Annotated in this window: 24 protein-coding genes; 12 read left to right on the top strand and 12 right to left on the bottom strand. The window is 65.3% G+C overall.

Annotated features, from left to right (window positions below; genetic code table 11):
- Window positions 1-56: 56 nt before the first annotated feature.
- The 5 genes from HOP58_RS07055 to dctP (HOP58_RS07075) all read right to left on the bottom strand — a co-directional run bounded on the left by HOP58_RS07055 (window position 57) and on the right by dctP (HOP58_RS07075) (window position 5,891).
- A complete protein-coding gene (locus tag HOP58_RS07055; RefSeq protein WP_234259949.1) occupies window positions 57-1,574 on the bottom strand; it encodes a malonyl-CoA synthase in 1,518 nt (505 codons plus the stop codon).
- Window positions 1,571-2,947, bottom strand: a complete 1,377-nt coding sequence (locus HOP58_RS07060) for a malonyl-CoA decarboxylase (protein ID WP_234259950.1) — start codon at window positions 2,945-2,947, stop codon at window positions 1,571-1,573. The genes HOP58_RS07055 and HOP58_RS07060 overlap by 4 nt, the downstream gene beginning before the upstream one ends.
- A gap of 12 nt (window positions 2,948-2,959) precedes the next feature.
- On the bottom strand, window positions 2,960-4,294 hold the full coding sequence (locus tag HOP58_RS07065; RefSeq protein WP_234254398.1) for a TRAP transporter large permease: 1,335 nt from the start codon (window positions 4,292-4,294) through the stop codon (window positions 2,960-2,962).
- A 2-nt stretch (window positions 4,295-4,296) separates the two neighbouring features.
- On the bottom strand, window positions 4,297-4,812 hold the full coding sequence (locus HOP58_RS07070; RefSeq protein ID WP_010626831.1) for a TRAP transporter small permease: 516 nt from the start codon (window positions 4,810-4,812) through the stop codon (window positions 4,297-4,299).
- 77 nt (window positions 4,813-4,889) lie between these two features.
- Entirely contained in the window at window positions 4,890-5,891 is a 1,002-nt protein-coding gene (dctP, locus tag HOP58_RS07075) for a TRAP transporter substrate-binding protein DctP (protein ID WP_234259951.1), read from the bottom strand.
- Window positions 5,892-6,045: 154 nt separating this feature from the next.
- On the opposite strand from dctP (HOP58_RS07075), the gene HOP58_RS07080 reads away from it, so the two are divergent.
- Together HOP58_RS07080 and HOP58_RS07085 are read left to right on the top strand one after the other, a co-directional pair.
- Window positions 6,046-6,729, top strand: a complete 684-nt coding sequence (locus tag HOP58_RS07080; protein WP_026037922.1) for a GntR family transcriptional regulator — start codon at window positions 6,046-6,048, stop codon at window positions 6,727-6,729.
- Between the two features lie 111 nt (window positions 6,730-6,840).
- Window positions 6,841-8,319 (top strand): protein adenylyltransferase SelO, encoded by a 1,479-nt coding sequence (locus HOP58_RS07085; protein ID WP_010626834.1) that lies wholly within the window; start codon window positions 6,841-6,843, stop codon window positions 8,317-8,319.
- A 9-nt stretch (window positions 8,320-8,328) separates the two neighbouring features.
- Here HOP58_RS07085 and HOP58_RS07090 read toward each other — a convergent pair whose 3' ends face one another.
- Window positions 8,329-9,243 carry a LysR family transcriptional regulator gene (locus HOP58_RS07090; protein ID WP_010626835.1) on the bottom strand — a complete coding sequence of 305 codons (915 nt, stop codon included), beginning with the start codon at window positions 9,241-9,243 and terminating at the stop codon, window positions 8,329-8,331.
- A gap of 94 nt (window positions 9,244-9,337) precedes the next feature.
- Between HOP58_RS07090 and kynA the strand changes: the two genes are divergently transcribed.
- From kynA to HOP58_RS07115, 5 genes are all read left to right on the top strand, one after another.
- Window positions 9,338-10,210: a tryptophan 2,3-dioxygenase gene (gene kynA / locus HOP58_RS07095; RefSeq protein WP_010626836.1), complete on the top strand. Its 873-nt coding sequence runs from the start codon at window positions 9,338-9,340 to the stop codon at window positions 10,208-10,210.
- Window positions 10,207-10,836: an arylformamidase gene (gene kynB, locus HOP58_RS07100; RefSeq protein WP_234259952.1), complete on the top strand. Its 630-nt coding sequence runs from the start codon at window positions 10,207-10,209 to the stop codon at window positions 10,834-10,836. The genes kynA and kynB overlap by 4 nt, the downstream gene beginning before the upstream one ends.
- 82 nt (window positions 10,837-10,918) lie before the next feature.
- Complete coding sequence (gene kynU, locus HOP58_RS07105; RefSeq protein ID WP_234254402.1) at window positions 10,919-12,187, top strand: kynureninase; 1,269 nt, start codon at window positions 10,919-10,921, stop codon at window positions 12,185-12,187.
- Between the two features lie 99 nt (window positions 12,188-12,286).
- Window positions 12,287-12,703 carry a nucleotidyltransferase domain-containing protein gene (locus HOP58_RS07110; protein WP_010626839.1) on the top strand — a complete coding sequence of 139 codons (417 nt, stop codon included), beginning with the start codon at window positions 12,287-12,289 and terminating at the stop codon, window positions 12,701-12,703.
- A complete protein-coding gene (locus HOP58_RS07115; protein ID WP_010626840.1) occupies window positions 12,688-13,107 on the top strand; it encodes a DUF86 domain-containing protein in 420 nt (139 codons plus the stop codon). The genes HOP58_RS07110 and HOP58_RS07115 overlap by 16 nt, the downstream gene beginning before the upstream one ends.
- Window positions 13,108-13,166: 59 nt before the next feature.
- On the opposite strand, the gene HOP58_RS07120 is transcribed toward HOP58_RS07115, so the two are convergent.
- The 6 genes from HOP58_RS07120 to HOP58_RS07145 all read right to left on the bottom strand — a co-directional run bounded on the left by HOP58_RS07120 (window position 13,167) and on the right by HOP58_RS07145 (window position 19,147).
- Window positions 13,167-14,480 carry a TRAP transporter large permease gene (locus HOP58_RS07120; protein WP_234259953.1) on the bottom strand — a complete coding sequence of 438 codons (1,314 nt, stop codon included), beginning with the start codon at window positions 14,478-14,480 and terminating at the stop codon, window positions 13,167-13,169.
- On the bottom strand, window positions 14,480-14,986 hold the full coding sequence (locus tag HOP58_RS07125; RefSeq protein WP_010626842.1) for a TRAP transporter small permease subunit: 507 nt from the start codon (window positions 14,984-14,986) through the stop codon (window positions 14,480-14,482). The genes HOP58_RS07120 and HOP58_RS07125 overlap by 1 nt, the downstream gene beginning before the upstream one ends.
- A gap of 84 nt (window positions 14,987-15,070) precedes the next feature.
- Window positions 15,071-16,072 (bottom strand): TRAP transporter substrate-binding protein DctP, encoded by a 1,002-nt coding sequence (gene dctP / locus HOP58_RS07130; protein WP_234259954.1) that lies wholly within the window; start codon window positions 16,070-16,072, stop codon window positions 15,071-15,073.
- A gap of 72 nt (window positions 16,073-16,144) precedes the next feature.
- Window positions 16,145-16,777 (bottom strand): 3-isopropylmalate dehydratase small subunit, encoded by a 633-nt coding sequence (gene leuD, locus HOP58_RS07135; protein ID WP_234259955.1) that lies wholly within the window; start codon window positions 16,775-16,777, stop codon window positions 16,145-16,147.
- A 13-nt stretch (window positions 16,778-16,790) separates the two neighbouring features.
- Entirely contained in the window at window positions 16,791-18,188 is a 1,398-nt protein-coding gene (gene leuC / locus HOP58_RS07140; protein WP_234254407.1) for a 3-isopropylmalate dehydratase large subunit, read from the bottom strand.
- A 146-nt stretch (window positions 18,189-18,334) separates the two neighbouring features.
- Window positions 18,335-19,147, bottom strand: a complete 813-nt coding sequence (locus tag HOP58_RS07145) for a GntR family transcriptional regulator (RefSeq protein WP_234254408.1) — start codon at window positions 19,145-19,147, stop codon at window positions 18,335-18,337.
- 158 nt (window positions 19,148-19,305) lie between these two features.
- Here HOP58_RS07145 and HOP58_RS07150 point away from each other — a divergent pair, with 158 nt between their 5' ends.
- The 5 genes from HOP58_RS07150 to HOP58_RS07170 are packed head-to-tail and all read left to right on the top strand — an operon-like array spanning window position 19,306 to window position 23,236.
- Window positions 19,306-19,692: a nuclear transport factor 2 family protein gene (locus HOP58_RS07150; protein ID WP_234259956.1), complete on the top strand. Its 387-nt coding sequence runs from the start codon at window positions 19,306-19,308 to the stop codon at window positions 19,690-19,692.
- A gap of 53 nt (window positions 19,693-19,745) precedes the next feature.
- Window positions 19,746-20,621, top strand: a complete 876-nt coding sequence (locus HOP58_RS07155) for an oxaloacetate decarboxylase (RefSeq protein WP_010626848.1) — start codon at window positions 19,746-19,748, stop codon at window positions 20,619-20,621.
- A gap of 30 nt (window positions 20,622-20,651) precedes the next feature.
- Window positions 20,652-21,326 carry an isochorismatase family protein gene (locus HOP58_RS07160; RefSeq protein ID WP_010626849.1) on the top strand — a complete coding sequence of 225 codons (675 nt, stop codon included), beginning with the start codon at window positions 20,652-20,654 and terminating at the stop codon, window positions 21,324-21,326.
- Between the two features lie 17 nt (window positions 21,327-21,343).
- Complete coding sequence (locus HOP58_RS07165) at window positions 21,344-22,297, top strand: polysaccharide deacetylase family protein (RefSeq protein WP_234259957.1); 954 nt, start codon at window positions 21,344-21,346, stop codon at window positions 22,295-22,297.
- Window positions 22,298-22,300: 3 nt separating this feature from the next.
- Entirely contained in the window at window positions 22,301-23,236 is a 936-nt protein-coding gene (locus tag HOP58_RS07170; RefSeq protein ID WP_234259958.1) for a polysaccharide deacetylase family protein, read from the top strand.
- Window positions 23,237-23,246: the final 10 nt, after the last annotated feature.

Consider the following 23,246-nt stretch of genomic DNA (forward strand, 5'->3'; position numbering starts at 1 on the left):
GCGACTGCCCACCGACTCGGCCGGTATCCACCGGCCGGCCACGCCTGGTGCGGCTGTCAGCGATAGGTGTCCTGATACTGCTTGCGCAGCTCGTTCTTCTGCACCTTACCCATGGTGTTGCGCGGCAGGGTATCGACGAAGAACACCCGCTTGGGCTGCTTGTATTTCGCCAGTCGTCCTTCGAGATGGTCGAGCACCTGGCGTTCCCCCAGCGTGACGCCCGGCTGCGACACCACCACGGCAGTGACGCCCTCGCCGAAGTCCGGGTGGGGCAGGCCGATCACCGCCGATTCCACCACGCCTTCCAGCTCGTCGATCACCTGCTCGACCTCCTTGGGATAGACGTTGTAGCCGCCCGAGATCACCAGGTCCTTGTCGCGGCCGACGATGTGCACGTAGCCCTGTTCGTCGGCCATGGCCAGGTCGCCGGTGATGAAGAAACCGTCCTCCAGCAGCTCCTCGCGGGTCTTCTCGGGCATGCGCCAGTAGCCGATGAAGACGTTGGGACCGCGGATCTCGAGCATGCCGATCTCGCCCTGGGGCACCGGCGCATGGGTCTCGCGGTCGGTGATGCGGTACTCCACCCCTGGCAGCGGCATGCCCACGGTGCCGGCGCGGCGCTCGCCGTCGTAGGGATTGGAGATGTTCATGTTGGTCTCGGTCATGCCGTAACGTTCGAGAATGGCGTGCCCCGTCTTGGCCTCGAACGCCTGGTGGGTCTCGGCGGTGAGCGGCGCCGAGCCGGAGACGAACAGGCGCATGTTGGCGGTCGCTTCCGGGGTGAGGCGCTCATCGGCCACCAGGCGGGTGTAGAAGGTGGGCACGCCCATCATGACGCTGCCGTGGGGCATCTCCTCGAAGATCACGTCGGCATCGAACTTGGGCAGGAACAGCATGCTCGAGCCCGCCATCAGGGTCACGTTGCAGCCGACGAACAGGCCATGGGTATGGAAGATGGGCAGGGCATGGATCAGTCGGTCCGCGGCGGTGAAGCGCCAGGCTTCCACCAGGGTGGCAGCGTTGGAGCCGAGGTTGCGGTGGGTCAGCATGGCGCCTTTGGAGCGACCGGTGGTGCCCGAGGTGTAGAGAATGGCGGCAAGGTCGTCGTGCTCGCGCGGTTCGATGCCGGTGTACGCTTCGGCACGCTCGGCCAGCGCCAGCAGGCTGCCGTCGGCATCGGTGCCGAGGGTCTCCACCGCGGGGCAGCCGGTCTCGCCGGCCACCGTGCGCGCCTCGGTGAGGGCGGCGGGGCGGCAGACGAACAGCGCCGGTTCGGCGTCGTCGAGGAAGTAGCGGATCTCATCGGCGGTATAGCCGGTGTTGAGCGGCAGATAAACGCCGCCCATGCGCAGGCAGGCGAGGTAGAGCAGGATCGCCTCTGGGCTCTTGTCGACCTGCACCGCAACGCGGTCGCCGGGGGCCACGCCCAGCGCTTTCAACGCACCGGCCAGGCGGGCGCTGGCGTCCAGAGCATCGCGGTAGGAGTAGCGCCGACCTTCACGGGTGGTGATGAAGTCGGCGTCGCTACGGTCGCGCATGCGGGCGGCGAAAGTTTCAAAGAGGTTGTGACTCATTTGGCAGGCTCTCCTTTGGCCATTTTCCGGGCGCGGCGATTGAGATCGCGAACTGCATTGGAACATACCACCGTGGCGTTGGCGGTGTAGTTCTCGTGGTTGCGCTCGATGTCGTCGAGTACGTAGAGATAATTGACCATCAGTCCGCCAGCCTGCTTCAAGCCCTTGGGTGAGATGTCGCCGAGCCAGTTGATGCGATGCAGCTCGGCGCCGTTGCCGAGGTGGAAGCGGGCCACCGGGTTGAGCGGCAGGCCGCGAGCGTTCTTCTCCTCGACCAGATAGCGGGCGGCAAGCGGCTTGACCACTGCCGCGAGGCGCTCGCTGTGGGCCGGGTCGAGATGCCAGTCGGGGGAGTCCAGCTCGTGCAGCACCTGGCGCAGCTCGTCGGGCAAGATCTCGTCATCGCGGCGCTCATTGAGCCAGGCGGCAAAGCCCGGCACCGGCGAGAGCGTGACGAAGTGCTTGAGCTGGGGCAGCTCCAGTTTCAGCTCCTGGACCACCTGTTTGATCAGAAAGTTGCCGAAGGAGATGCCGCGCAGGCCGGTCTGGCAGTTGCTGATGCCGAAGAAGGCGGCAGCATCGGCGGCCTCGGGGTCGTCGATGTCGCGCTCACCGCTGGGTTCTCCCGAGAGGATGGGCTGGATGCGGTCGGGCAGGCCCCGGCATAGCGCCACTTCGACGAAGATCAGCGGCTCGTCGCCGATGGCGGGGTGGAAGAAGGCGAAGCAGCGGCGGTCGCGGGCGTCGAGGCGGCGGCGCAGGTCGTCCCAGTCGCGAATCTCGTGCACCGCCTCGTAGCGAATGATCTTCTCCAGAATAGAGGCCGGCGTGTTCCAGTCGATGCGCTTGAGCACCAGGAAACCGCGGTTGAACCAGGAGCCGAACAGGTGGGCGAAGTCGGCATCGATGGCGGCGAGCTCCTGCTTGTCGCCGCTCCACTCGTGCAGCAAAGCCAGCAAGCCCTCGCGCATGCGTACCAGCTCGTAGGTGCCGTTGGTGGCCAGGTTGAGGCGCCGGAACAGCTCCTGGCGGCGCGGTTCGCAGGCATCGAACAGGGCCTGCAGGCGGGAGTTGTCGCGCTGCTCGCGGTAGGCCTCGTAGGCTTGGTCGATGCGCGCCGGGTCGGCGGCGAACTCGCTGGAAAGCCCCTCGAAGAAGCGGGTGCGCTCCTCCCGCGTCAGGCGGTTGTACATGGAGAGCGCGCGACTGGCCAGGCTGATGCTCGAGGCCTCGCCGTCGCTCTCCAGCAGCGCCCGGCAGGCGGCGAGCACCTGGCCGTGGTCGGGAATACCGGCCTCGCCCTGGCGCCGCCACAGCCGCGCGTCGCGCTGGGTGATGCTGTTGAACAGCTCCTGCAGGAAGGTCATGTTCATGTCGGCTCTCCGTCAGCCCATGATCAGGTTGGGCAGCCACAGGGCGATGCCCGGGAAGAAGCACAGCAGGACGATGCCGAGCACCATGCACAGGGCGTACGGCAGACTGCCCAGCAGAATGTTGCGCAGCGAGATGTCCGGCGCGATGCCCTTGATGATGAACAGGTTCAGGCCCACCGGTGGGGTGATCAGGCCGATCTCCAGGTTGATGGTCAGGATCACCGCGAACCAGTAGGGATCGAAATCGGCGGCCAGGATGATCGGCAGCAGGATCGGCGCGGTCATCACGATCACCGCCACCGGCGGCAGGAAGAAACCGGCGACGAGCAGGAACAGGTTGATGATGCCCATCAGCACCCAGCGATTCACTTCCATGTTGGCGATGGCGGCGGCCACGGTCTGGGTGATGAACATCGAGGAGAGGGCATAAGCGAACACTTCGGCGGTAGCGATGACCAGCATGATCATCACGCTCTCGCGCAGAGAGTCGCGCATGATCAGCTTGACCGGCTTGACCTGCCACATGCGATAGATCACCACCGCTAGCGCCACGCACAGGAAGGCGCCGACACCGGCCGCCTCGGAGGGCGTGGCCACACCGCCGTAGAGGGCGAACAGGATGCCGGCAATCACCAGCATGAAGGGCACTACACGCACCAGCGCCTTGAGGTTGGTGTCGACGTTGGCCTTGATGTTCTGCTTCACCTGGGCTGCGGCCTTGGCCATGGGGTTGGCGTAACCGCCGGCCAGGCGGCAGGCGATCATGGTCCAGATCATGAACAGACCGGCCAGCATCAGCCCGGGCAGTACCCCCGCCATGAACAGGCGGCCAATGGAGGTCTCGGTGGAGATGCCGTAGATGATCATGGTCACCGAGGGCGGGATCAGTATGCCGAGCGTGCCACCGGCGGCGATGCAGCCCGCGGCCACACCGTCGGGATAGCCGCGGGTGCGCATCTCGGGAATGCCCATCTTGCCGATGGCGGCACAGGTGGCCGGCGACGAGCCGGAGAGCGCCGAGAAGATGGTGCAGGCGCCGATGTTGGAAACGGCGAGCCCACCCGGCAGACGGCCCATCCACAGGTCCAGCGAGCGGTAGAGGTCGCGGCCGGTAGGCGAGGAAGCCACGGCGGCGCCCATCAGGATGAACATGGGGATGGCGACGAAGCCGAATTCGGCGATGCGGTCGAAGAAGGTCTCGCCGAAGTAGATCAGCTCCGGCAGACCGCGGTCGTACATCAGCGCCAGCAGCGACACGCCGCCCAGGGCGAAGGCGATGGGTGTGCCGATGGCCATCAACACGATGAGCGCGATGGCGACGATGATGCCCATGGTGATCGGATCCATGTTCACACCTCCCCGCGCAGGATTTCGGCGACGTACTGCAGCGTGAGCAGGCTGGTGCCCACCGCCATCGGCATCAGTCCCGGCCACAGCCGCGGGTTCCACACGGTGCCGGTGCGCCAGTTGTACTGGTAGGCCTCGATCACGTAGACCCAGGAGGCATAGGCCAGCGCCGCGCAGAAGGCCAGACCGATCAGCGCGGCTACCAGGCGCATGATCTTGCGTGCCGTGCCACCCAGGGCGTCGGGCAGAATGGTGATGGCCACGTGGCCGCCGGTCATCAGCACGTAGGGGCTACCCATCAGCATGGCGCCGGTAACGGAGAACACCGTGAACTCGGTCTGCCAACTGGTGCTCATGCCGAGCACGTAACGAATGAAGACCATCTGACAGATCACCACCACGCCGGCGATGAACAGCACGGCCGCCAGGTAGGCGCTGGCGCGTGACAGGGTGTCCATCAGGCGGATATAGCCGCCGATGACACCGGATCGTTGAGCAAGGGATTGAGAGTGGGCCATGGCCGTGTAGTCCTCCCGGGGTTCGAAACGGGGGCCACCCGTGGCGGGTGGCCCGACTCACTGGGAAGAGCTGGGCCTCAATCGACGGCGAGGGCCGCGTCGATGATGGCCTGGCCATTGGGTACGTTTTCGGCAAAGTTCTTGTAGGAGGTCTCACGGGCGATCTCGATCCAGGCGTTGTAGTCCTCCTCGCTCATGCGCACCACCTCGATGCCGTTCTGCTCGTAGACCTCGACCATCTTGGCGTCGATGGCCGCGGCCTCGGCGGCGAAGAACTCCTCGGCGGCCTTGCCGGCTTCCATCAGCGCGGCTTGCTGCTCCTCGTTGAGGCGCTGCCACACCTGCTCCGAGATGAGAATCGGCTCGTACATGAACCACAGCGCGAAATCGCCCGGTTCGGTCAGGCACTCCACCTGTTCGTAGAGGCGGAAGGAGATGAACGACATCGACGAGGTGTTGGCGGCATCCAGCACGCCGGTCTGCATGGCGGTATAAACCTCGGAAGAGGGCATCGAGGCGATGGAGGCGCCTGCCGCCTGCGGCATCTGCTCGAAGGCCGGGCCGGCGGCGCGGATGTTCTGGCCGCGCACGGTGTCGGGGGCGGTGATGCACTGCTCGCTGGAGGCGAAGCCGCCGGCGAGCCAGCTGTCGGCCAGCACTCGGGCACCGTTGTCCATGATCACCTGTTTGATCATGTCCATGTACTCGGACTCGTTGAGGCGCGCGGCGTGTTCGTGGTTGCGCACCAGGCCCGGCATCAGGGTGGCGGAAAACTCCGGATGGCGGCCGCTGGCGTAATCCAGCGGCAGCAGGGTCAGATCCAGGCGGCCGCGTACCAGCGCGCCCCACTGCTCGTTGGCACGGAACAGCGACTGACCGGGGTAGACCTGAATCTCGAGCCCCACATCGGCTTCTGCCACTTGGCGGGCCATCAGCTGCACCATCTCGTCGCGGACATCACCTTGACCACCGGGGAACTGGTGCGAGGCGCGCAGTACGGTGTTGGCGGCAGCGGCACTGCTGAAGGCGAGGGCCAGGCCGAGCGTCGCGGCCAGGGTAGCTAGGGTGTGGCGTTGCATTGGGCGTCTCCTTGGGATTGTTGTTGTACTGAAGTGTCGTTTTTATATCCATCAGGCGTGCTGATGTATACTTCAATAGACGTTGTATATACTCGTGTCAAATCCGTTACAGTAAAAAGACCCGCTCTTGAATGCCGCGACCGAGGAGGTGGCCATGACCAGCACCAAGCGCTCCAATGCACAGCGCCTGCGCGACTCGCTGGAGAACGACATCATCAACGGTCGCCGGCTGCCCGGCGAAAGGCTGGACCCGGAGGCGTTGGGCCGGGAGTTCAATGTTTCCCGTACCCCGATACGTGAAGCGATCCAGCAACTCGTCGCCAGCGGGCTGGTGACGGTCTCGCCCAAGAAGGGCACCTTCGTGGCCAAGGTGGGCATCGATCAGCTGATCGAGATGTTCGAGGTGATGGCGGAGCTGGAGGCCATGTGCGGGCGCCTGGCGGCGCGGCGCATCAGCGATGCCGAGCTCGCCGAGCTGCGTGATGCACTTGAGCGCTGCGAGGCGGCCGCTCGGGCCGGAGACACCGACGAGTACTACTACGAGAACGAGGCCTTCCACGACTGCATCTACCGGGCCAGCCACAACACCTTTCTGCTCGGTGAGGCGCGCCAGCTAAAGCAGCGGCTCAAGCCTTATCGTCGCTTGCAGTTGAAGGTTCGCCAGCGCATGCACAGCTCGCTGCGCGAGCATCGGGACGTGGTGGCAGCCATCGAAGCGGGCGACCCGGCGGCAGCGGAACATGCCCTGCGCGATCACGTGCTGATCCAGGGCGAGCGCTTCAGCGACTTCGTGGCCAGCATTCGCGAGTTCGAGCGACCGGTTTCCGCTACCGGCTAGCCGCTCGTAACGAGTCGCTCGTGACCAGTCCCTTATAAGGGGGGGCAACGGCGCTCGATTTTCGCCGCCCCCGCGCCTACAGTGAGCGGCATGAAGACTGCTGGAGTTACCATGTTTCCCCCGTTCACTCTGCGTTATGCCCGCCTGCCGGAACGCTTCTACGCCCACTTCGAGCCGGTGCCCGTGCGTGAGCCGCACCTGGTGGCCTTCAATCGGCCGCTGGCCGAGGCGCTGGGCTTCGACCTCGCTGCCTTCGATGCCGAAGAGGCGGCGGTATGGTTCTCCGGCAACGTGGTGCCCCACGGCGCCGAGCCGCTGGCCCAGGCCTATGCTGGGCATCAGTTCGGCGGCTTCGTGCCGCAGCTGGGCGATGGCCGTGCGGTGCTGCTGGGCGAGGTGACCGACCGCGACGGTGGGCTGCGCGACATCCAGCTCAAGGGAGCGGGGCGCACCCCGTTCTCCCGCGGCGGCGATGGCCGGGCGCCTCTGGGGCCGGTGTTGCGCGAGTATCTGGTCAGCGAGGCGATGCACGCCATGGGCATCCCCACTACCCGGGCGCTGGCCGCGGTGACCACCGGCGAGCGGGTCATGCGCGGCATTCCGGAGCCCGGGGCCATTCTCACCCGGGTCGCCTCCAGTCATATCCGCGTCGGCACCTTCCAGTACTTCGCCGCCCGCGGCGATATCGACGGCGTACGCGAGCTGGCCGGGCACGTCATCGAGCGTCACTATCCGGCGCTTGAGTCACGCCAGGACGGCGAGCGCTATCTGGGCCTGCTGGAAGCGGTACAGGCGCGCCAGGCGGCGCTGATCGCCAAGTGGATGGGCGTGGGCTTCATTCATGGCGTGATGAACACCGACAACACCTCGATTTCCGGCGAGACCATCGACTTCGGCCCCTGCGCCTTCATGGAGCAGTACGACCCGAAGATGGTGTTCAGCTCCATCGACGAGGGCGGGCGCTACGCCTACTCCAACCAGCCGTGGATCGCCCAGTGGAACCTGGCGCGGCTGGCCGAGACCTTGCTGCCGCTGATCGATGACGACAGCGAGCGCGCGGTGGAGCGGGCCACCGAGCTGTTGCAGCGCTTCCCGGAGCAGTACGAACGGGAGTGGCTGGCGGTCATGCGTGCCAAGCTCGGCCTGACCAGCGAGAAGCCCGGCGACAAGGCGCTGATCGAGTCGCTGTTGGCGGCCATGCACCGTGGCCGTGCCGACTTCACCCTGACTTTCCGTCGGCTGGCGGACGTTGCCGAGAGCGCTGCGGCGGAAGCCTCGCTGGTCGAGCTGTTCGAACGCCCCGAGGAGATTGCCGGCTGGCTGGAGGAGTGGCGCGAGCGTCTTGCTCAGGAAGAGCAGGGCGAGAGCGAACGGGCGCAGCGCATGCGTTTGGCCAACCCGGCCTTCATCCCGCGCAACCACCGCGTGCAGCAGGCGTTGACCGCGGCCATGGACGAAAACGACTACGGCCCCTTCGAGACCCTGCTCGATATCATCACCCACCCGTTCGACGACCAGCCCGGGCGCGAGGAGTACATGCGGCCGGCCGAGCCCACCGAGCGGGTGTTCCGCACCTTCTGCGGGACCTGAGGCGGTGCCTTACTCGCACTCTCGGCGACCTGTAATGACGGCCTGCAGCGTATGTGCCAGGGCCTCTGCCGCCGAGCCCTCGGCTTCGCCCTGGCGCATGACCAGATACCAGTTCAGGTAGAGCCCCTGTTCGGTGAGGCGCAGCGAGGCCAGATCGCCCGTGGTCAGATGTGGCTCCAGCGTCCAGGCCGGTAAAACGCTGACCCCCAGGCCGTGACGCACCAGGCTCAGCACGGCCTCGGTCACCCCGGCGCTGATCACCCTGGCCGGCAGCACGCCGGCAGGGCTGAACAGCTGTTCGTATTCGCGCCCCTTCTCCGGGGTGGTGTGATAGGCGACATAGGGCTCGGCGGCGACGTCTTCGGCGCCGACCCATGCCTGGCGGGCCAGCGAGTGGTCGTGGCGCACCGCCAGACGCAGCTCGTCGTGCTTCAGCACCGTGGTATCGAAGCCGATGGGCGGATGGCTGCCTGCCACCAGCGCCAGGTCCACATGGCCGCGCCTGAGCGCGCGGCAGGGTTCCAGCGAGACATCCGGGACGATTTCCACGCCGATATGGGGGTGGCTGCGGTTGAAGGCGGCCAGGGCGGTCGGTAGCCAGTGGTAGCCGCCGCACGCCTCGACGCCCACCCGTACCACCTGTTCGACCCCCACCGCCAGACGCTGAATGTCCTGTTCGGCCCGCTCCAGTTCCGCCAGCACACCGCGGGCGGCGTGCAGCAGGCGCTTGCCGGCGGAGGTCGGGTTGAGCCGGCGCTGGCCGCGGGTGAAGAGCAGGGCGCCCAGCAGCCGTTCCGCCTCCTTGAGCCGGTGGCTGAGCGCCGATTGGGTCAGGCCGAGCTGAACGGCTGCGTCGGAGATGCTGCCGGCATCGGCGATGGCCACCATCATCTGCATCTGGCGGGTGCTGAGTCGCGTTGTCATATTATTTTATTTCATGGAAAGCCGTCTTTTTATCAAATTTAAATGTCTTCGACACCTTCGTAAACTGACGGAAAGACGACGAAGGAGGGCGACCATGGCCAAGCGGAAGGAAGGGCAGGCACGCAGCACCAGCGTGGACCTCTCGCAGGAGGGGGTGCACTGGGACCAGCCGATGAGCTATGGCGATTACCTGCAGCTGGGGCCGCTGCTGTCGGCCCAGCGGCCGGGTACCGCGGAGCATGACGAGATGCTGTTCATCGTCATCCATCAGGTCTCGGAGCTGTGGCTCAAGCAGTGCCTGCACGAGGCCCACGCCGCCGCGGCACACATCGCATCCGACCGCTTGCGCCCGGCGTTCAAGATGCTCACCCGGGTGGCGCGAATCCAGGCGCAGATGATCAATGCCTGGGAGGTGCTGGTGACCATGACTCCCGCCGACTACGCGCGCTTTCGTGACAGCCTCGGCCAGAGTTCGGGCTTCCAGTCGTTCCAGTATCGCGAGCTGGAGTTCCTGCTCGGCAACAAGAATGCGGCGATGATCGAAGTGCACCGTCGCCATCCCGAGCGCTACCGGCGCCTCAGCAAGGTACTCCACGCTCCGAGCCTTTACGACATCAGCCTGCAGCTGCTGGCCCGGCGCGGCTTCGCACTTCCCGAGTCGGTCATCGCGCGGGACTGGTCGGAGCCCTATCGGCCCTGTGACGAGGTGGAGCAGGCCTGGGCGGATATCTACCGCGATACCGGCCGCTACTGGGAGCTCTACGAACTGGCCGAAAAGCTCGTCGATACCGAGTACCACTTCCACCAGTGGCGCTTCAGCCACCTCAAGACGGTGGAGCGCATCATCGGACAGAAGCCCGGCACCGGTGGCACCGGCGGGGCCTCCTATCTCGCCAAGGCGCTGGACCTGCAGTTCTTCCCCGAGCTGTGGTCGGTGCGCACCACGCTGGAGGAGGGCGCCTCATGAGCCGGCTCTACGACATCTCCCAGCCGCTGCGCGCCGACATTCCGGTATGGCCCGGCGATACGCCGTTTGCCCATGAGCCGACCTGGGTGCTCGACGGGCAGTGCCCGGTCAACGTCTCGCGCCTGACGCTCTCCACCCACACCGGCACCCATGCCGACGCGCCCAGCCACTACGCCGCCGATGGCAGGGCCATCGACGAGGTGGAACTCACCACCTACCTTGGCCTATGCGTGGTGCTGGACATGCGCCATGCCGCGCCGAGGGTCGAGCCCGAGCATCTGCTGCCCGTGCTGCCGCCGCGCGTCGAGCGGGTGTTGCTGCGCACCTGGGAGCATTTTCCCCATGAGCGCTGGCGCAGTGACTTCACCACCATCGCGCCGGAGAGCATCGACCTGCTGGCCGAGCGCGGCGCGCGGTTGATCGGCGTGGATAGTCCTTCGCTCGACCCCGAGGTGGACAGCAAGCTGCTGGCGCATTGGCGGGTGCACCAGCACGGTATGGCGATTCTCGAAGGGCTGGTGCTGGATGCGGTGCCGCCGGGCCATTATGAGCTGATCGCCCTGCCGCTGAAGCTGGCCGGGGCCGATGCCTCGCCGGTGCGGGCCCTTCTGCGCGAGCTGGCTTGATAGCGGCGCGAGCTGGCTTGATAGCTACGCGAGCTGACAAGCGCTTTCCCGATTCCGTTTTCTCCTTGTGCTGGAGCCGACCATGCCCCTGACTCTCGATGACGTTCGCGAGCTGGACCGCCAGGACCCGCTGGCCACCTTCAGAAGCCGCTTCACCCTGCCGCAAGGCACGATCTATCTCGACGGCAACTCCCTGGGCGCCCAGCCCAGCGCTGCCGTGGCCGCCGTCGACGGCCTGATGAGCCAATGGCGCGACTCGCTGATCCAGGGTTGGAACCAGGGCTGGTTCGATGCGCCGGAGCGGCTTGGCGACCGGCTGGCGCCGCTGCTGGGAGCCGGGCCGGGCGAGGTGCTGGTGACCGACACCATCACCCACAACATCTTCAAGCTGCTGGGCTATATCACCGAAGGGCAAAGAGGCACTGAAGGGCAAAGAGGCACTGAAGGACAGAGCCGGGCGCGGCCGGTGATCCTCAGCGAAGGCGGCAACTTCCCCACCGACGGCTACATCGCACAGGGCTTCTGTCGCTTCGGCGGCTTCGAGCATCGGGTGGTGCCGGAGGGCGAGGCGCTGGATGCCTATCTCGACGAGCGGGTGGCGGCGGTGGTGCTCAGCCATGTGCACTATCGCACCGGGCGTCTGCGCGACATGGCGGCGATCACCCGCCAGGTGCATGCCAGCGGCGGCGAGGTGGTCTGGGACCTGGCCCACTCGGCCGGCGCTCTGCAGGTGAATCTCGCCGCCTGTGGCGTGCGCTACGCGGTGGGCTGCACCTACAAGTACCTCAATGGCGGCCCCGGTGCGCCGGCCTTTCTCTATGTGCGGCGCGATTGCCAGGACCGGGCCTGGCAGCCGTTGTCGGGCTGGCTGGGCCACGCCTCGCCGTTCGCTTTCGAGGTCGACTATGCCCCTGCGCCGGGTATCTCGCGCTTTCGTACCGGCACCCACTCGCCGCTGGCCTTTGCTGCCTTGGAAGCGTCGCTGGCGCTGTGGCAGGAGGTGGACCTCGCTCAGCTGCGGCGCAAGAGCCAGCGCTTGATCGAGCTGTTTCGCGAGTCGCTGGGTGACTGCCTGGCGGAGCACAGCATTGCCGACATCACCCCGGACGAGGCGCAGCGCGGCAGCCAGGTAGGGTTGGTGGAAAGAGAACACGGCTATGCCATCGTCCAGGCGCTGATCGAGCGCGGCGTGATCGGCGACTACCGCGAGCCGGGGCTGATGCGCTTCGGCTTCGCGCCGCTCTACCTGAGCCATGAGGACGTCTGGCAGGCGGCGCAGCATCTGCGCGAAGTGCTGAGCGAAGGCGAGTATCTGGCCCCGTGCTTTCAGCAGCGCGGGGCGGTGACCTGAGTCGGATTGCCCAGGTCATCGACGGATTCCGTAGGCTTTCATGCACGGTATCGGCGCTTGGGGGTACACTGGTCGTAACTGACGTTTCGAGGTCGTGACATGCCTTCCACGCATCGTCGTGATGACACTGAGCTTCACCAGTCGATCCTACGGGCGCTTGCGCCGTTCGAAGAGATCGAGCAGGTCGTGCTGTTCGGCTCGCTTGCCAAGGGGCGCGCCAGGCCCGACAGCGACCTCGACCTTGCGGTGGAGGCTCGCCACCCGCTGACCAGCGACAAGAAGATCGCCCTCATCGAGGCGTTGGCCCTGGCGTGCTCCCGCCCTGTGGATCTGGTCGATCTCAAGACGGCCGGCCAGCCGCTGCTGACGCAGATCGTCACCTCGGGAGTACGCCTGCAAGGCAGCGATTCGGCATGGGCCCGCCTGGTCTACCGCAACATCATCGACAACGAGGATTTCGTGCCATTGCAGCAGAGAATCCTCAAGGCGAGGCAGGCGGCATGGATCAACTCCTGATCAACCAGAAGCTGGAGTCGCTGCGGCGTTGCGTCATGCGGCTCGAAAGCCGCTGCCCGAGCAGCGTCGAGGCCTTGGAAGCGGATCTCGATGCTCAGGATATCCTGGCGCTGAACCTGACCCGTGCCGTTCAGCTCTGCGTGGACATAGCGGCACACTGGATCGCGGAGCACCACGAGCTGACGTCTCCTATCACCATGGGGCAAAGCTTCGATGTACTTGCCGAGCGAGATGTGATCAGCCGTGCGCTGGCCGATGACATGAGAAAATCGGTCGGCTTCCGCAACATCGTGGTTCACAACTACGAAGCCGTTAACTGGCAGGTGGTTTTCGCCATCTGTCGCGATCATCTCGACCAGTTCAGGCAGTTTGCCCGGGTCTTCATGGATCCGTCGCTTCGCTGAGCCGCGTTTTGTCCTGATATGGCCGAACGGGCTCAGCAAGTGGCGGAATCTGCTTTCCGCTAGTTGATCATCCCAGGCAGCCAGGTGGCGATGCCGGGGAACACGATCAGCAGCGCGACCAGCAGCATCGAGCAAAGGATGTAGGGAATCGCTGCGGAATAGATTTCGCGCATGGTGGTGCCCTTGGGTGCCACGCCCTTCATCACGAACAGCAGCAGCCCCAGCGGCGGTGTGGAGAAGCTGATCTCCAGCGCCAGCAGCATGATGATGCCGAACCAGATGGGGTCGAAGCCGAGTACCTGGGCCAACGGGAAGAAGAACGGCACCGTGAGCATCATGATCGAGATCTGCTCCATGAAGGTGCCGAGCACCAGCAGCACGGCGAACATCGCCAGCAGCATCAGGATCGGCGCCAGGTCGAAGCCGGTGGCCCACTGAATCAGCCCGCTGGAAGCGCCGGAGAAGGCCAGCAGCTGGCTGAAAGTGGCCGAGCCGAACACGATCAGGTAGGCCATCAGGGTGACTTTCAGCGCGCCGATCACCGAGAGCTTGAATGCCTCCCAGGTCATGCAGCGAAAGATCACCGCCAGCACGATGGCGCCCAGGGCGCCGAAGGCCGCCGCCTCGGAGGGCGTGGCGAAGCCCATCAGCATCAGCGCGACGATGAAGATCATCACGCTGATCATCGGCAGGATGTCGGTGAGCACCAGCTTGAGCTTCTGGCCCAGCGGCACCGGCTCCAGCTCGTAATTGGGCGCCGCGTCCGGATCGAGCCGGGTCTGGATCCAGATGGTGGCAATATAGAACCCGGCCAGCACCAGGCCGGGCATGATGCCGGCGATCAGCAGGGCACCGATGTCGACCTTGGCCAGGGTGGCCAGCAGTACGGCAAGCGCCGAGGGTGGAATGATGATCGCAAGCCCCCCGGTACCCAGGATCGGGCCGATGGCCATGCGCTTCTGGTAGCCGCGACGCTCCATCTCCGGCACCAGCAGCGAGCCCATCAGCGCGGTGGAGCCCATCGAAGAGCCGCTAAGGGTCGAGAAGCCGGTACCGCCCACCACGGTGACGTAGGAGAGCCGGCCGGGCACCTTGCCCATCAGTTGGTCGATGGCGTTGAACATGCGCATGCCCAGGCCGGTGCGGAAGAACAGCTCACCCATCAGCAGGAACAGCGGGATCGGCACCAGGTTGAAGCTGGAGAGGGCGCCGAAGCCGTTGTTGAGCAATTGGATGAGACCGTTCTGGCCGCCCATGAAGTGCCAGGCACCGATGACGTTGGCGGCAAGAAAGGCCAGGGCGATCGGCGTACCGATGGCCATGAAGCCGAGAATCAGGGCCAGCAGAAAGGCCAGGGCCAGATACCATTCCATTATTCCTTGATCCCCGCTTCGCCGCTGTGAAGGATGTCGCGCCCGACCACGAAGCGGGCGAATTCGATGGCCATCATGGAAAAGCACACCGGGTAAGCGATGGTGAGGATCCACTTGGGCACGAAGAAGGCGCGCACGTCGTAGTCGTTGCGCGCAATGTTCATCGACACCAGGTCATAGCCCTTCCAGGCCAGCACCACGCACACCGCCACGCACAGCAGGGCCACCAGGCGGCTAACCACCTGCAGGGCCATGGGCGACAGGATCGAGGTGAGCAGTTCGATGTGCACGTGGCCCTTGTGTCGCACCAGCCAGGGGGCGCCCAGCAGGGTCAGATAGAACATGGCGTATTCGGTGGAGAGGAAGAACCACGCCGAGGGCTGCAGCCCCAGGTTGCGGATCACCACCGAGAGCACGATGGCGACCATCAGCCATACCAGCATGATGGCGGCAGCGAGGGCCATGCCGTTGAGCAGCAGCAGGTAAGCACGACTGGCGTAACGCATAAGCCTCCCCGGGCGCGATGAAAAGGGCCGAACGAACCGACGACGAGCAGCAGTGGGCCGGCCGCTGGCGACCGGCCCCCGCGCTTACAGGTCGTTGAACTTCTCGATCAGCTCGTCGTAGTGCTCGAGCCCCATGGGATGACGCTCCATCTGGCGGCGCATACGCTCCCAGGTGGCTTCGCGGGCGGCCTCGGAGAAGCGCTCGCCGGCCTCGCCTTCCAAACGGAAGACCTGCATGCCATCCGCTTCCAGCTCGGCCTGCTGCTCCTCGGCCAGCACCTCGAAGCGTTCGGCACTGGCACGCTCGTGCTCGATGGCCACTTCCTGCAGGATCTCGCGAGCCTCCTCGCTCAGGCCGTTCCAGCTGTCCAGGTTGACGATCACGCCCATGTCGGTGGAGAAGAAATCGGGATCGATGCGGTAGTTGAGGAAACGGTCCCAGTTGAGGTCCTTGAGGCCGATCTGGGTCCAGCCAGTGGCGTTGACCACGTTGCGCTCCAGCGCCGAGTAGACGTCGGTGGTAGGCAGGCTGATCGGCTGGGCACCGAGGTAGTCCTGGAAGAAGGCGTCGTAGACCGGGTTGCTGCGCAGGGTCATGCCGGAGACGCTGAGGTTGCCCTCACTGTCCAGGCGCGGCTCGTTGATAGTGTAGAGGTTGTAGCTCACGCCGCTGTCGAACCAGCCCAGGTAGTAGACCCCCATCTTGTCCTGGTGGATCTGGTTGAGCAGGTCGATGCCGCCGTTCTCACGGGTATAGATGGCGTTGGTGTTGGAGGCCACCATGGCGTCGCGTTCGGGCACGGTGCCGGCATAGAAGCTGGCCGCGGTGTAGGCCATGTCGACCACTCCGTTGCGAACCGCGTCGGGCTGCTCGGAGAGACCGATCACCTCGGGGCCGCCACGTACATTGATCTGCACCACGCCTTCGCCGCGCTCGTTCACCTTGTCGACGAACTCGAGGAAGCTCTGGGTATAAATCAGCGACGGCGGAAAGGCGTGGACGGCAGTGATGCGCTCCACGGCCAGGGTCTGGCCGGAAGCGACCAGGGCAGCGAGGCCCAGGGAAGCGATGAGAGGCTTGTTCATAGTTGTTCTCCTTTCAATCTTCAGCGTTGGTTGTCTTGCGGTCTTGTCTTTGGTCCTGGGGCCGGAGGCCAGTCAGCCCCGTGTGATCAGCGGTGGCGGTGCGGCATCGAGCCAGGGCCGTTGGCTGGCATAGCGGGTGGCGAAGCGTTCGATCTCCTCGGCGTGCTGACGAGTCATGTCGATGTCGTCCCAGCCGTTGAGCAGCTTGGTGCGCCAGGTCGGCGCGATGCTGAAGGCAACGCTCAGCTCGCCGATGGTGATGCGCTGCGCTTCCAAGTCGATGTGCAGCGCTCCAGGGGCTTCTCCCAGCGCGGCAAGCAGTGTCTCGGCGTCAGCCTCGCTGACCGTGGCCGGCAGCAGGCCGTTGTTGACCGCATTGGAGGCGAAGATGTCGCCGAAGCTCGGCGCGATCACGCAGCGAAAGCCGAAGTCCACCAGCGCATAGACGGCGGCCTCGCGTGACGAGCCGGCGCCGAAATTGCGCCTTGCCACCAGGGTTTTCGCCTCACCCGCCTGCGGGTGGTTGAGGATGAAATCCTCGACCGGTCGGCCGCTTTCGTCGTGGCGCAGGTCATGGAGCAGGAAGCGCCCGTAGCCGACGCTACGCGGCTCCTTCATGAAGCGCGCCGGAATCAGCTGGTCGGTATCCACATTGGCCAGCGGCAGCGGACAGGCCGGGGCGTCGATGATCTTGATCGGTTCCATCACTCGGCTCCTGTCACAGCTGGCGTAGGTCGGCAAGGCGGCCGGCCACGGCCGCCGCGGCCACCATGGCCGGCGACATCAGATGGGTTCTGGCGCCCGGCCCCTGGCGGCCCTTGAAGTTGCGGTTGGTGGTGGAGGCGCAGCGCTCGCCGGGCGGCACCAGATCGCCGTTCATGCCCACGCACATGGAGCAGCCGGACTCACGCCACTCCAGGCCCGCCTCGCGGAACACGGCATCCAGCCCCTCGGCTTCGGCCTGGCGCTTCACCTGGGTGGAGCCTGGCGAGACGATGCCCGGCACCCGGCTGCGACGGCCGCGCAATACCGCGGCCGCGGCGCGCAGGTCCTCCAGGCGCGCGTTGGTGCAGGAGCCGATGAAGACCCGATCGATGACGATGTCGGTCAGCTTCTGGCCGGGAGCGAGGCCCATGTAGTCGAGGCTGTCGCGCAGCTGGCGCGCCTTGCCGGCATCGTGCTGGTCGGCCGGATCGGGTATGCAGGCATCGATGGGCAGGGCCTCTTCCGGCGAGACACCCCAGGTCACGGTGGGGGCGATCTCGGCGGCGGCGAGCGTTTCTTCGCGGTCGAAATGGGCGCCATCGTCGCTCTTCAGCGTCTGCCAGTAGGCCAGCGCCTGCTCCCATTGCTCCCCCCGCGGGGCGAAGGGGCGACCGCGCAGATAATCGAAGGTGGTCGCGTCGGGGGCGATCATGCCGCAGCGGGCGCCGCCCTCGATGGAGAGGTTACACAGCGTCAGGCGCGCTTCCATCGACAGGCTGCGGATGGCGCTGCCGGCGTATTCGATGGCGTAGCCCCGGGCGCCGTCGGCCCCCAGGCGGGCGATCCAGGTGAGCGCGATGTCCTTGGCGGTGATGCCCGGTGCCAGCTCGCCCTCGACGGTCAGGCGCATCTTCTTGGGGCGGCTCTGCCACAGAGTCTGGGTCGCCAGCACGTGGGCCACTTCCGAAGCGCCGATACCGAAGGCGATGCTGCCGAAGGCGCCGTGTGTGGAGGTGTGGCTGTCGCCGCACACCATCAGCAGTCCGGGTTGGGTCAGGCCCTGCTCGGGGCCGAGCACGTGCACGATGCCCTGGCGCGGGTCGTCGAGGCCGAACAGAGTGATGCCGTGCTTGCGGGTGTTGTCGGCCAACTGCTCGATCATGCCGCGCACCTTGACGTCGCCGATGGCATCGAGCCGGCGGGTCAGGGTCGGCACGTAGTGGTCGGCAATGCCGAAGGTCAGGTCGGGGCGTGCCACCGACAGCTCGCGTTCGTGCAGCTTGTTGAAGGCGTGGAAAGAGCCCTCGTGCACGAAATGGCGGTCGATCCACAACAGGCTCTGGCCGCTTTCGCCGCGCAGAATCTCGTGGGCATCCCACACCTTGTCGAACAGTGTCGTTGGCATTGTCATGTCGGTCGCTTCAACGGGGTTGCGTCATTCTTGTCCAAATACATCCTTGTACAAATACATCTATCCCAGACCGATATCACAGGTCAAATGTATTTTTGATTGTGATTTAAATGTATTAAAAATAGCACATTTGGTTTGCGTTACGCTCATGCCTGCTGCTCCGCTTCCGCCTGCCGGGGTTCCGGTGCCATCGGTTCCCAGTAGCGTGCCGCTTCGTCACCGGTGCGGTTGAGATCGATCTGAATGCGGTAACGGTCGGGGCGGTAGAGCGCGTCGAGATGCTCCACGCCGCGGCCCTCTTCGTCGTACACCACTCGGGTCAGCGAGATCAGCGGCGAGCCCACCGAGACCTCCAGTGCGTCGGCCACCTCGTGGGTGGCCAGGGTGGCCGAGATGGTCTGAGCCGCGTGGTCGACCTTCACGCCGCTGCGCTCGAGCAGGGCGAACAGTGGCGTTTGCGACAGGTCGGCTTCGTTGTAGTGCAGCGCGATGTACTCCGGCACGTGGGTTACCAGGTAGGAGAACGGCTTGCCATCCGCCATGCGCACGCGAATCGAGCGCTGCACCTTGTCGCCCTCGTGCAGCCCCAGACTCTCGCGCACCGGCTCCGGCGGCTTGGCGTAGCAGAACTCCAGCAGCCGTACCCGTGAGGCCTTGCTCATCTTGACCATGTTGGGAAGCAGGTTGGCGACGCTGGCGGTCATCACCGTGGCATCCAGCGGTTGCTCCAGCACCACGGTGCCGAGTCCGGGCTTGCGTGCCACCAGTCCCGCTTCGTTGAGCGCCTGCATGGCGCGCCGGACCGTGACCCGCGACACACCGTACTGCTCGGCCAGTTTCAGCTCGCCGGGCAGCTTGCGCCCCGGCGCCAGCCGGCCGCTTAGAATGGCGTCCTTGAGCAGCAGATAGATGCGATGGGACTTGGTGCCCCCAACGGAATTCGCATGCGTATCGTTCATGGTTCGATCCTTGTGCATTGTTGTCGGTTGCGATGAAGCGCTTGACGGAAGGGTCGGGGTGGACATAGAAATGTATTATGCATAGGACAGCTTTGTGTGCCATGCAACTCGAAGAATAGCGCCAAACAACGACAAAGGCTTCTTCCCTGGAGACCCCTATGCCTGCCAACAAGCCTGCTGCTGCCCCCGAAGAGGTCGTGCGCGACTTCCTGGCGGCAATGGAGGCGCGCGAGCTCGAGCGTGCCGGTGCCCTGCTCGACGAGGAGTTCAGCATGGTCTTTCCGGGCAGTGGCGAGATGCATCGCCTCGAAGAGCTGGTGGCCTGGGCCGCCGACCGCTACCGCTTCGTGCGCAAGCGCATCGCCGCGGTGGAAACCTGTGATGGCAATGGCGTCACAGCGGTGTTCTGCCATGGCGAGCTCGACGGCGAGTGGCCCGACGGCACTCCCTTTGCCGGGGTGCGTTTCATCGACCGCTTCGAGCTGCGCCACGGCCGGATAGTGCGACAGCAGGTCTGGAACGACCTGGCGCTGGCACGTCGCTGAACAGGGGCGACGTACCACTTACCGACTTTCCGAACATGAGGAATTCACCCGTCATGACTGTTGATGCCAGCGACCTCAAGGCCAGACTGCACGCTCCCGAGATCGTCGTAGCACCTGGCGTTTATGACGCCCTGAGCGCTTCGCTCGCCGCCGAGGCGGGCTTCGATACCGTCTACCTCTCGGGGGCCAGCATCGCCTACACCCAGCTCGGCCGCCCCGACATCGGCCTGGTCAGCGTCAGCGAGGTCAATGACGTGATGGCGCACATCCGCGAGCGCACCGAGCTCTCCGTGGTGGTGGATTGCGACACCGGCTTCGGCAACGCCATGAACGTCATGCGCAGCGTGCGCATGCTGGAGCGCGCCGGGGCCAACGCCATCCAACTCGAGGATCAGACCTACCCCAAGCGCTGCGGCCACCTGCGCGGCAAGACCCTGGTGCCGCAAGGCGAGATGGTGGGCAAGCTCAAGGCCGCATTGGACGCTCGGGCGAGCGATGCGACCCTGATCATCGGGCGCACCGATGCAGTGGCGGTGGAGGGTACGGCCCGGGCCATCGAGCGTGCCCATGCCTACCGCGAGGCCGGTGTCGACGTGCTGTTCATCGAAGGCATTCGCAGCGACGACGACATCGCCAGCATCATGGCCGAGTTCCGCGGCAAGATCCCGATCATGGCCAACATGGTGGAGGGGGGCGACACGCCGCTGCAGAACGCCCAGGCGCTGCAAGCGCTGGGCTTCTCGTTGGTGATCTTCCCCGGTGCTCTGGTACGTGCCTTCACCCACATGGCGAGCCAGTTCTTCGGCACCCTGCGCCGCGACGGCACCACCGATGCCTTCCGTGAGCGCATGCTCGACTTCAGTCAGCTCAACGAGGTGCTCGGCACCCGCAAGATGCTCGAGCTGGGCGAGAAGTATGACGCCCGCTGATCACAAGGACAAAGACACAGGAGAGAGCGCATGATCACGACCGATAAAACCGCCAAGGAGATCTTCTTCGAGGTGATGGCCAACCCTCAGCGCGTGCCGTTCGGCTTCGGCAACAAGGCGGTGCTGGTCAACGTCGATCCGCAGAAGGCCTACACCCGCACCGATCTCTACAAGACTGCCTACGAGACCGACCCCAACCAGCTCGACTACGTGAACCAGCTGGCACGCGGCTTCCGTAAGCTCGGTTGGCCGGTGGTATGGACCCATGTCGCCTTTCTCGACTCCGCCGAGGATGCCGGCGTATGGGGCACGCGTACCGACACCCCGGATTCGTTGCAGAACATCAAGTACGGCTCCGACCGCGCCGCCTTCGACGAGCGGGTCGAGATCGAGCAGGGCGATGTGGTCTATACCAAGCGTATGCCCTCGGCCTTCTTCGAGACCCCGCTGCAGTCGCTGCTGGTGTGGCACCAGGTCGACACCGTGATCGTCACCGGCGGTTCCACCTCGGGCTGCATTCGCGCCACTGCGGTGGACAGTCTGTCGCGGGGCTACCGCACCATCGTGCCGATGGAGTGCGTGGCCGACAAGCACGAGAGCTACCACTACGCCAACCTCACCGACCTGCACTTGAAGTACGCCGACGTGATGAACGTGGCCGACGTGCTGGCCTGGCTCGAGGCACGCGCGAGCGACAAGGCCTGAGCGGCGGGGAGGCTGACATGCAGGCAGAGCTGAAAGAGAGACTGGGCGCCTACGACTACTGGCCCTACGAGAACCGGCCGAAGATCGCCTGGCCGAACGGGGCTCGGGTGGCCTTCTGGGTGGCACCCAACATCGAATACTATGAACTCGATCCGCCGGCCAATCCCCAGCGCAAGCCGTGGCCCACGCCGCACCCCTCGGTGCCGGGCTTCAGCATTCGCGACTATGGCAATCGGGTCGGCCACCAGCGCCAGATGGCGCTGCTCGACAAGTACGGCATTCGCGGCTCGGTGTCGCTCTCGGTGGCGCTGTGCGAGCACCACCCCGAGATCGTCGCGATGTGCCGCGAGCGCGACTGGGAATTCTTCAGCCACGGTATCTACAACACCCGCTACACCTACGGCATGAGCGAGGCCCAGGAGCGGGAGATGATTCGCGACGGCATCGAGACGATCCAGCGTCATACCGGGCAGAAGTGCGCCGGCTACCTGGCGCCGGCGCTGTCCCACTCCGAGCACACCCTCGACCTGTTCGCCGAGGTGGGTCAGGAGCTGTTCGGCGAGGAAGGCGGCATTTATACCTGCGACCTGTTCCACGACGACCAGCCCACGCCGATCCGCCTGCGCTCGGGGCGGCGCTTCATCTCCATGCCCTATTCGCTCGAGATGAACGACACCATCGTCTACGCGGTGAACAAGGTGGAGCCGCGCCACTACCTGACCATGCTCAAGCGCCACTTTGACCGGCTCTACACCGAGGGCGCCGAGTCGGGCACGGTGATGTGCATTCCCACCCACAACTATCAGATCAGCTGCCCGCACCGCATCAAGGCCTTCGAGGAGGCGCTGGAGTACATCACCGGTCGCAGCGACGTGTGGGTTACCACTGGGCGCGAGATCGCCCAGCACTATCTCGCTCACCACTACGACGACGCCTTGCGCGACATCGATGCCAAGTCGGGGAGGAACTGAGTCATGGCTCTCGATTCGGACTACCTGCGCTACCCCTGGCGGCGCCACGGCTACGATCACGAGCGCTACGCCTGGTCGATGCTGGGTGAGCGCCAGCCGATCCAGTGGCCTGGCGGCAAGACGCTGGCGGTGTGGATCAACGTCTCGCTGCAGTTCTACCCGCTCAACCAGCGCGGTGTGCCGTTCAAGGTACCCAACGGCATGACCATGCCCTACCCGGACCTGCGCCACTACTCGCTGCGCGACTACGGCAACCGGGTGGGCATCTACCGCATGCTCGCGGCATTCGAGCAGCGCGGCATTCGTCCCACCTGGGCGATCAACGCCCAGCTCGCCGAGCAGCACCCCTACCTGCTGAATCGCCTGAAAGCATACGGCGGCGAGTTCCTGTGCCATGGCTGGAACATGGATCACCTGCACTACGGCGGTCAGGATCGCGACGAGGAGGCCGAGATCGTGCGCCGCTCGGTCGCCACGCTGCGTGAACTGACCGGACAACCCGTTCGCGGCTGGCTGAGCCCGGCCAAGCACCAGAGCTGGAACACCCCGGAGCTGCTCGTCGAGAACGGCATCGAGTACTGCTGCGACTGGGTCAACGACGACATACCCTACGCCTTCGTCACCGACCAGGGCGAGCTGACCATGCTGCCGCTTTCCACCGAGATCGAAGACCAGTTCGTGATGTGCCAGAACCTGCACTCTGAAGACAGCTGGGTGGCTCAGGTGACGGACGCCTTCGACTTCCTGCTGCAGGAAGGGCGGGAACAGGGCGGACGGCTGCTGGCGCTCAACCTTCATCCCTGGCTGGTGGGTCAGCCCCATCGTATCGGCTGCCTGGAGGCGGTGCTCGATCACATCGCCGGCCATGCCGAGGTGTGGCAGGCGCCGGCGGGAGAGATTCTCGATGCCTACCGGGCTCAGGCCGGCGGCAACCACTGAGGAGAAACGT

The sequence above is a fragment of the Halomonas sp. MCCC 1A11062 genome (genome assembly GCF_021404355.1).
Lineage (GTDB): Bacteria > Pseudomonadota > Gammaproteobacteria > Pseudomonadales > Halomonadaceae > Halomonas > Halomonas aerodenitrificans.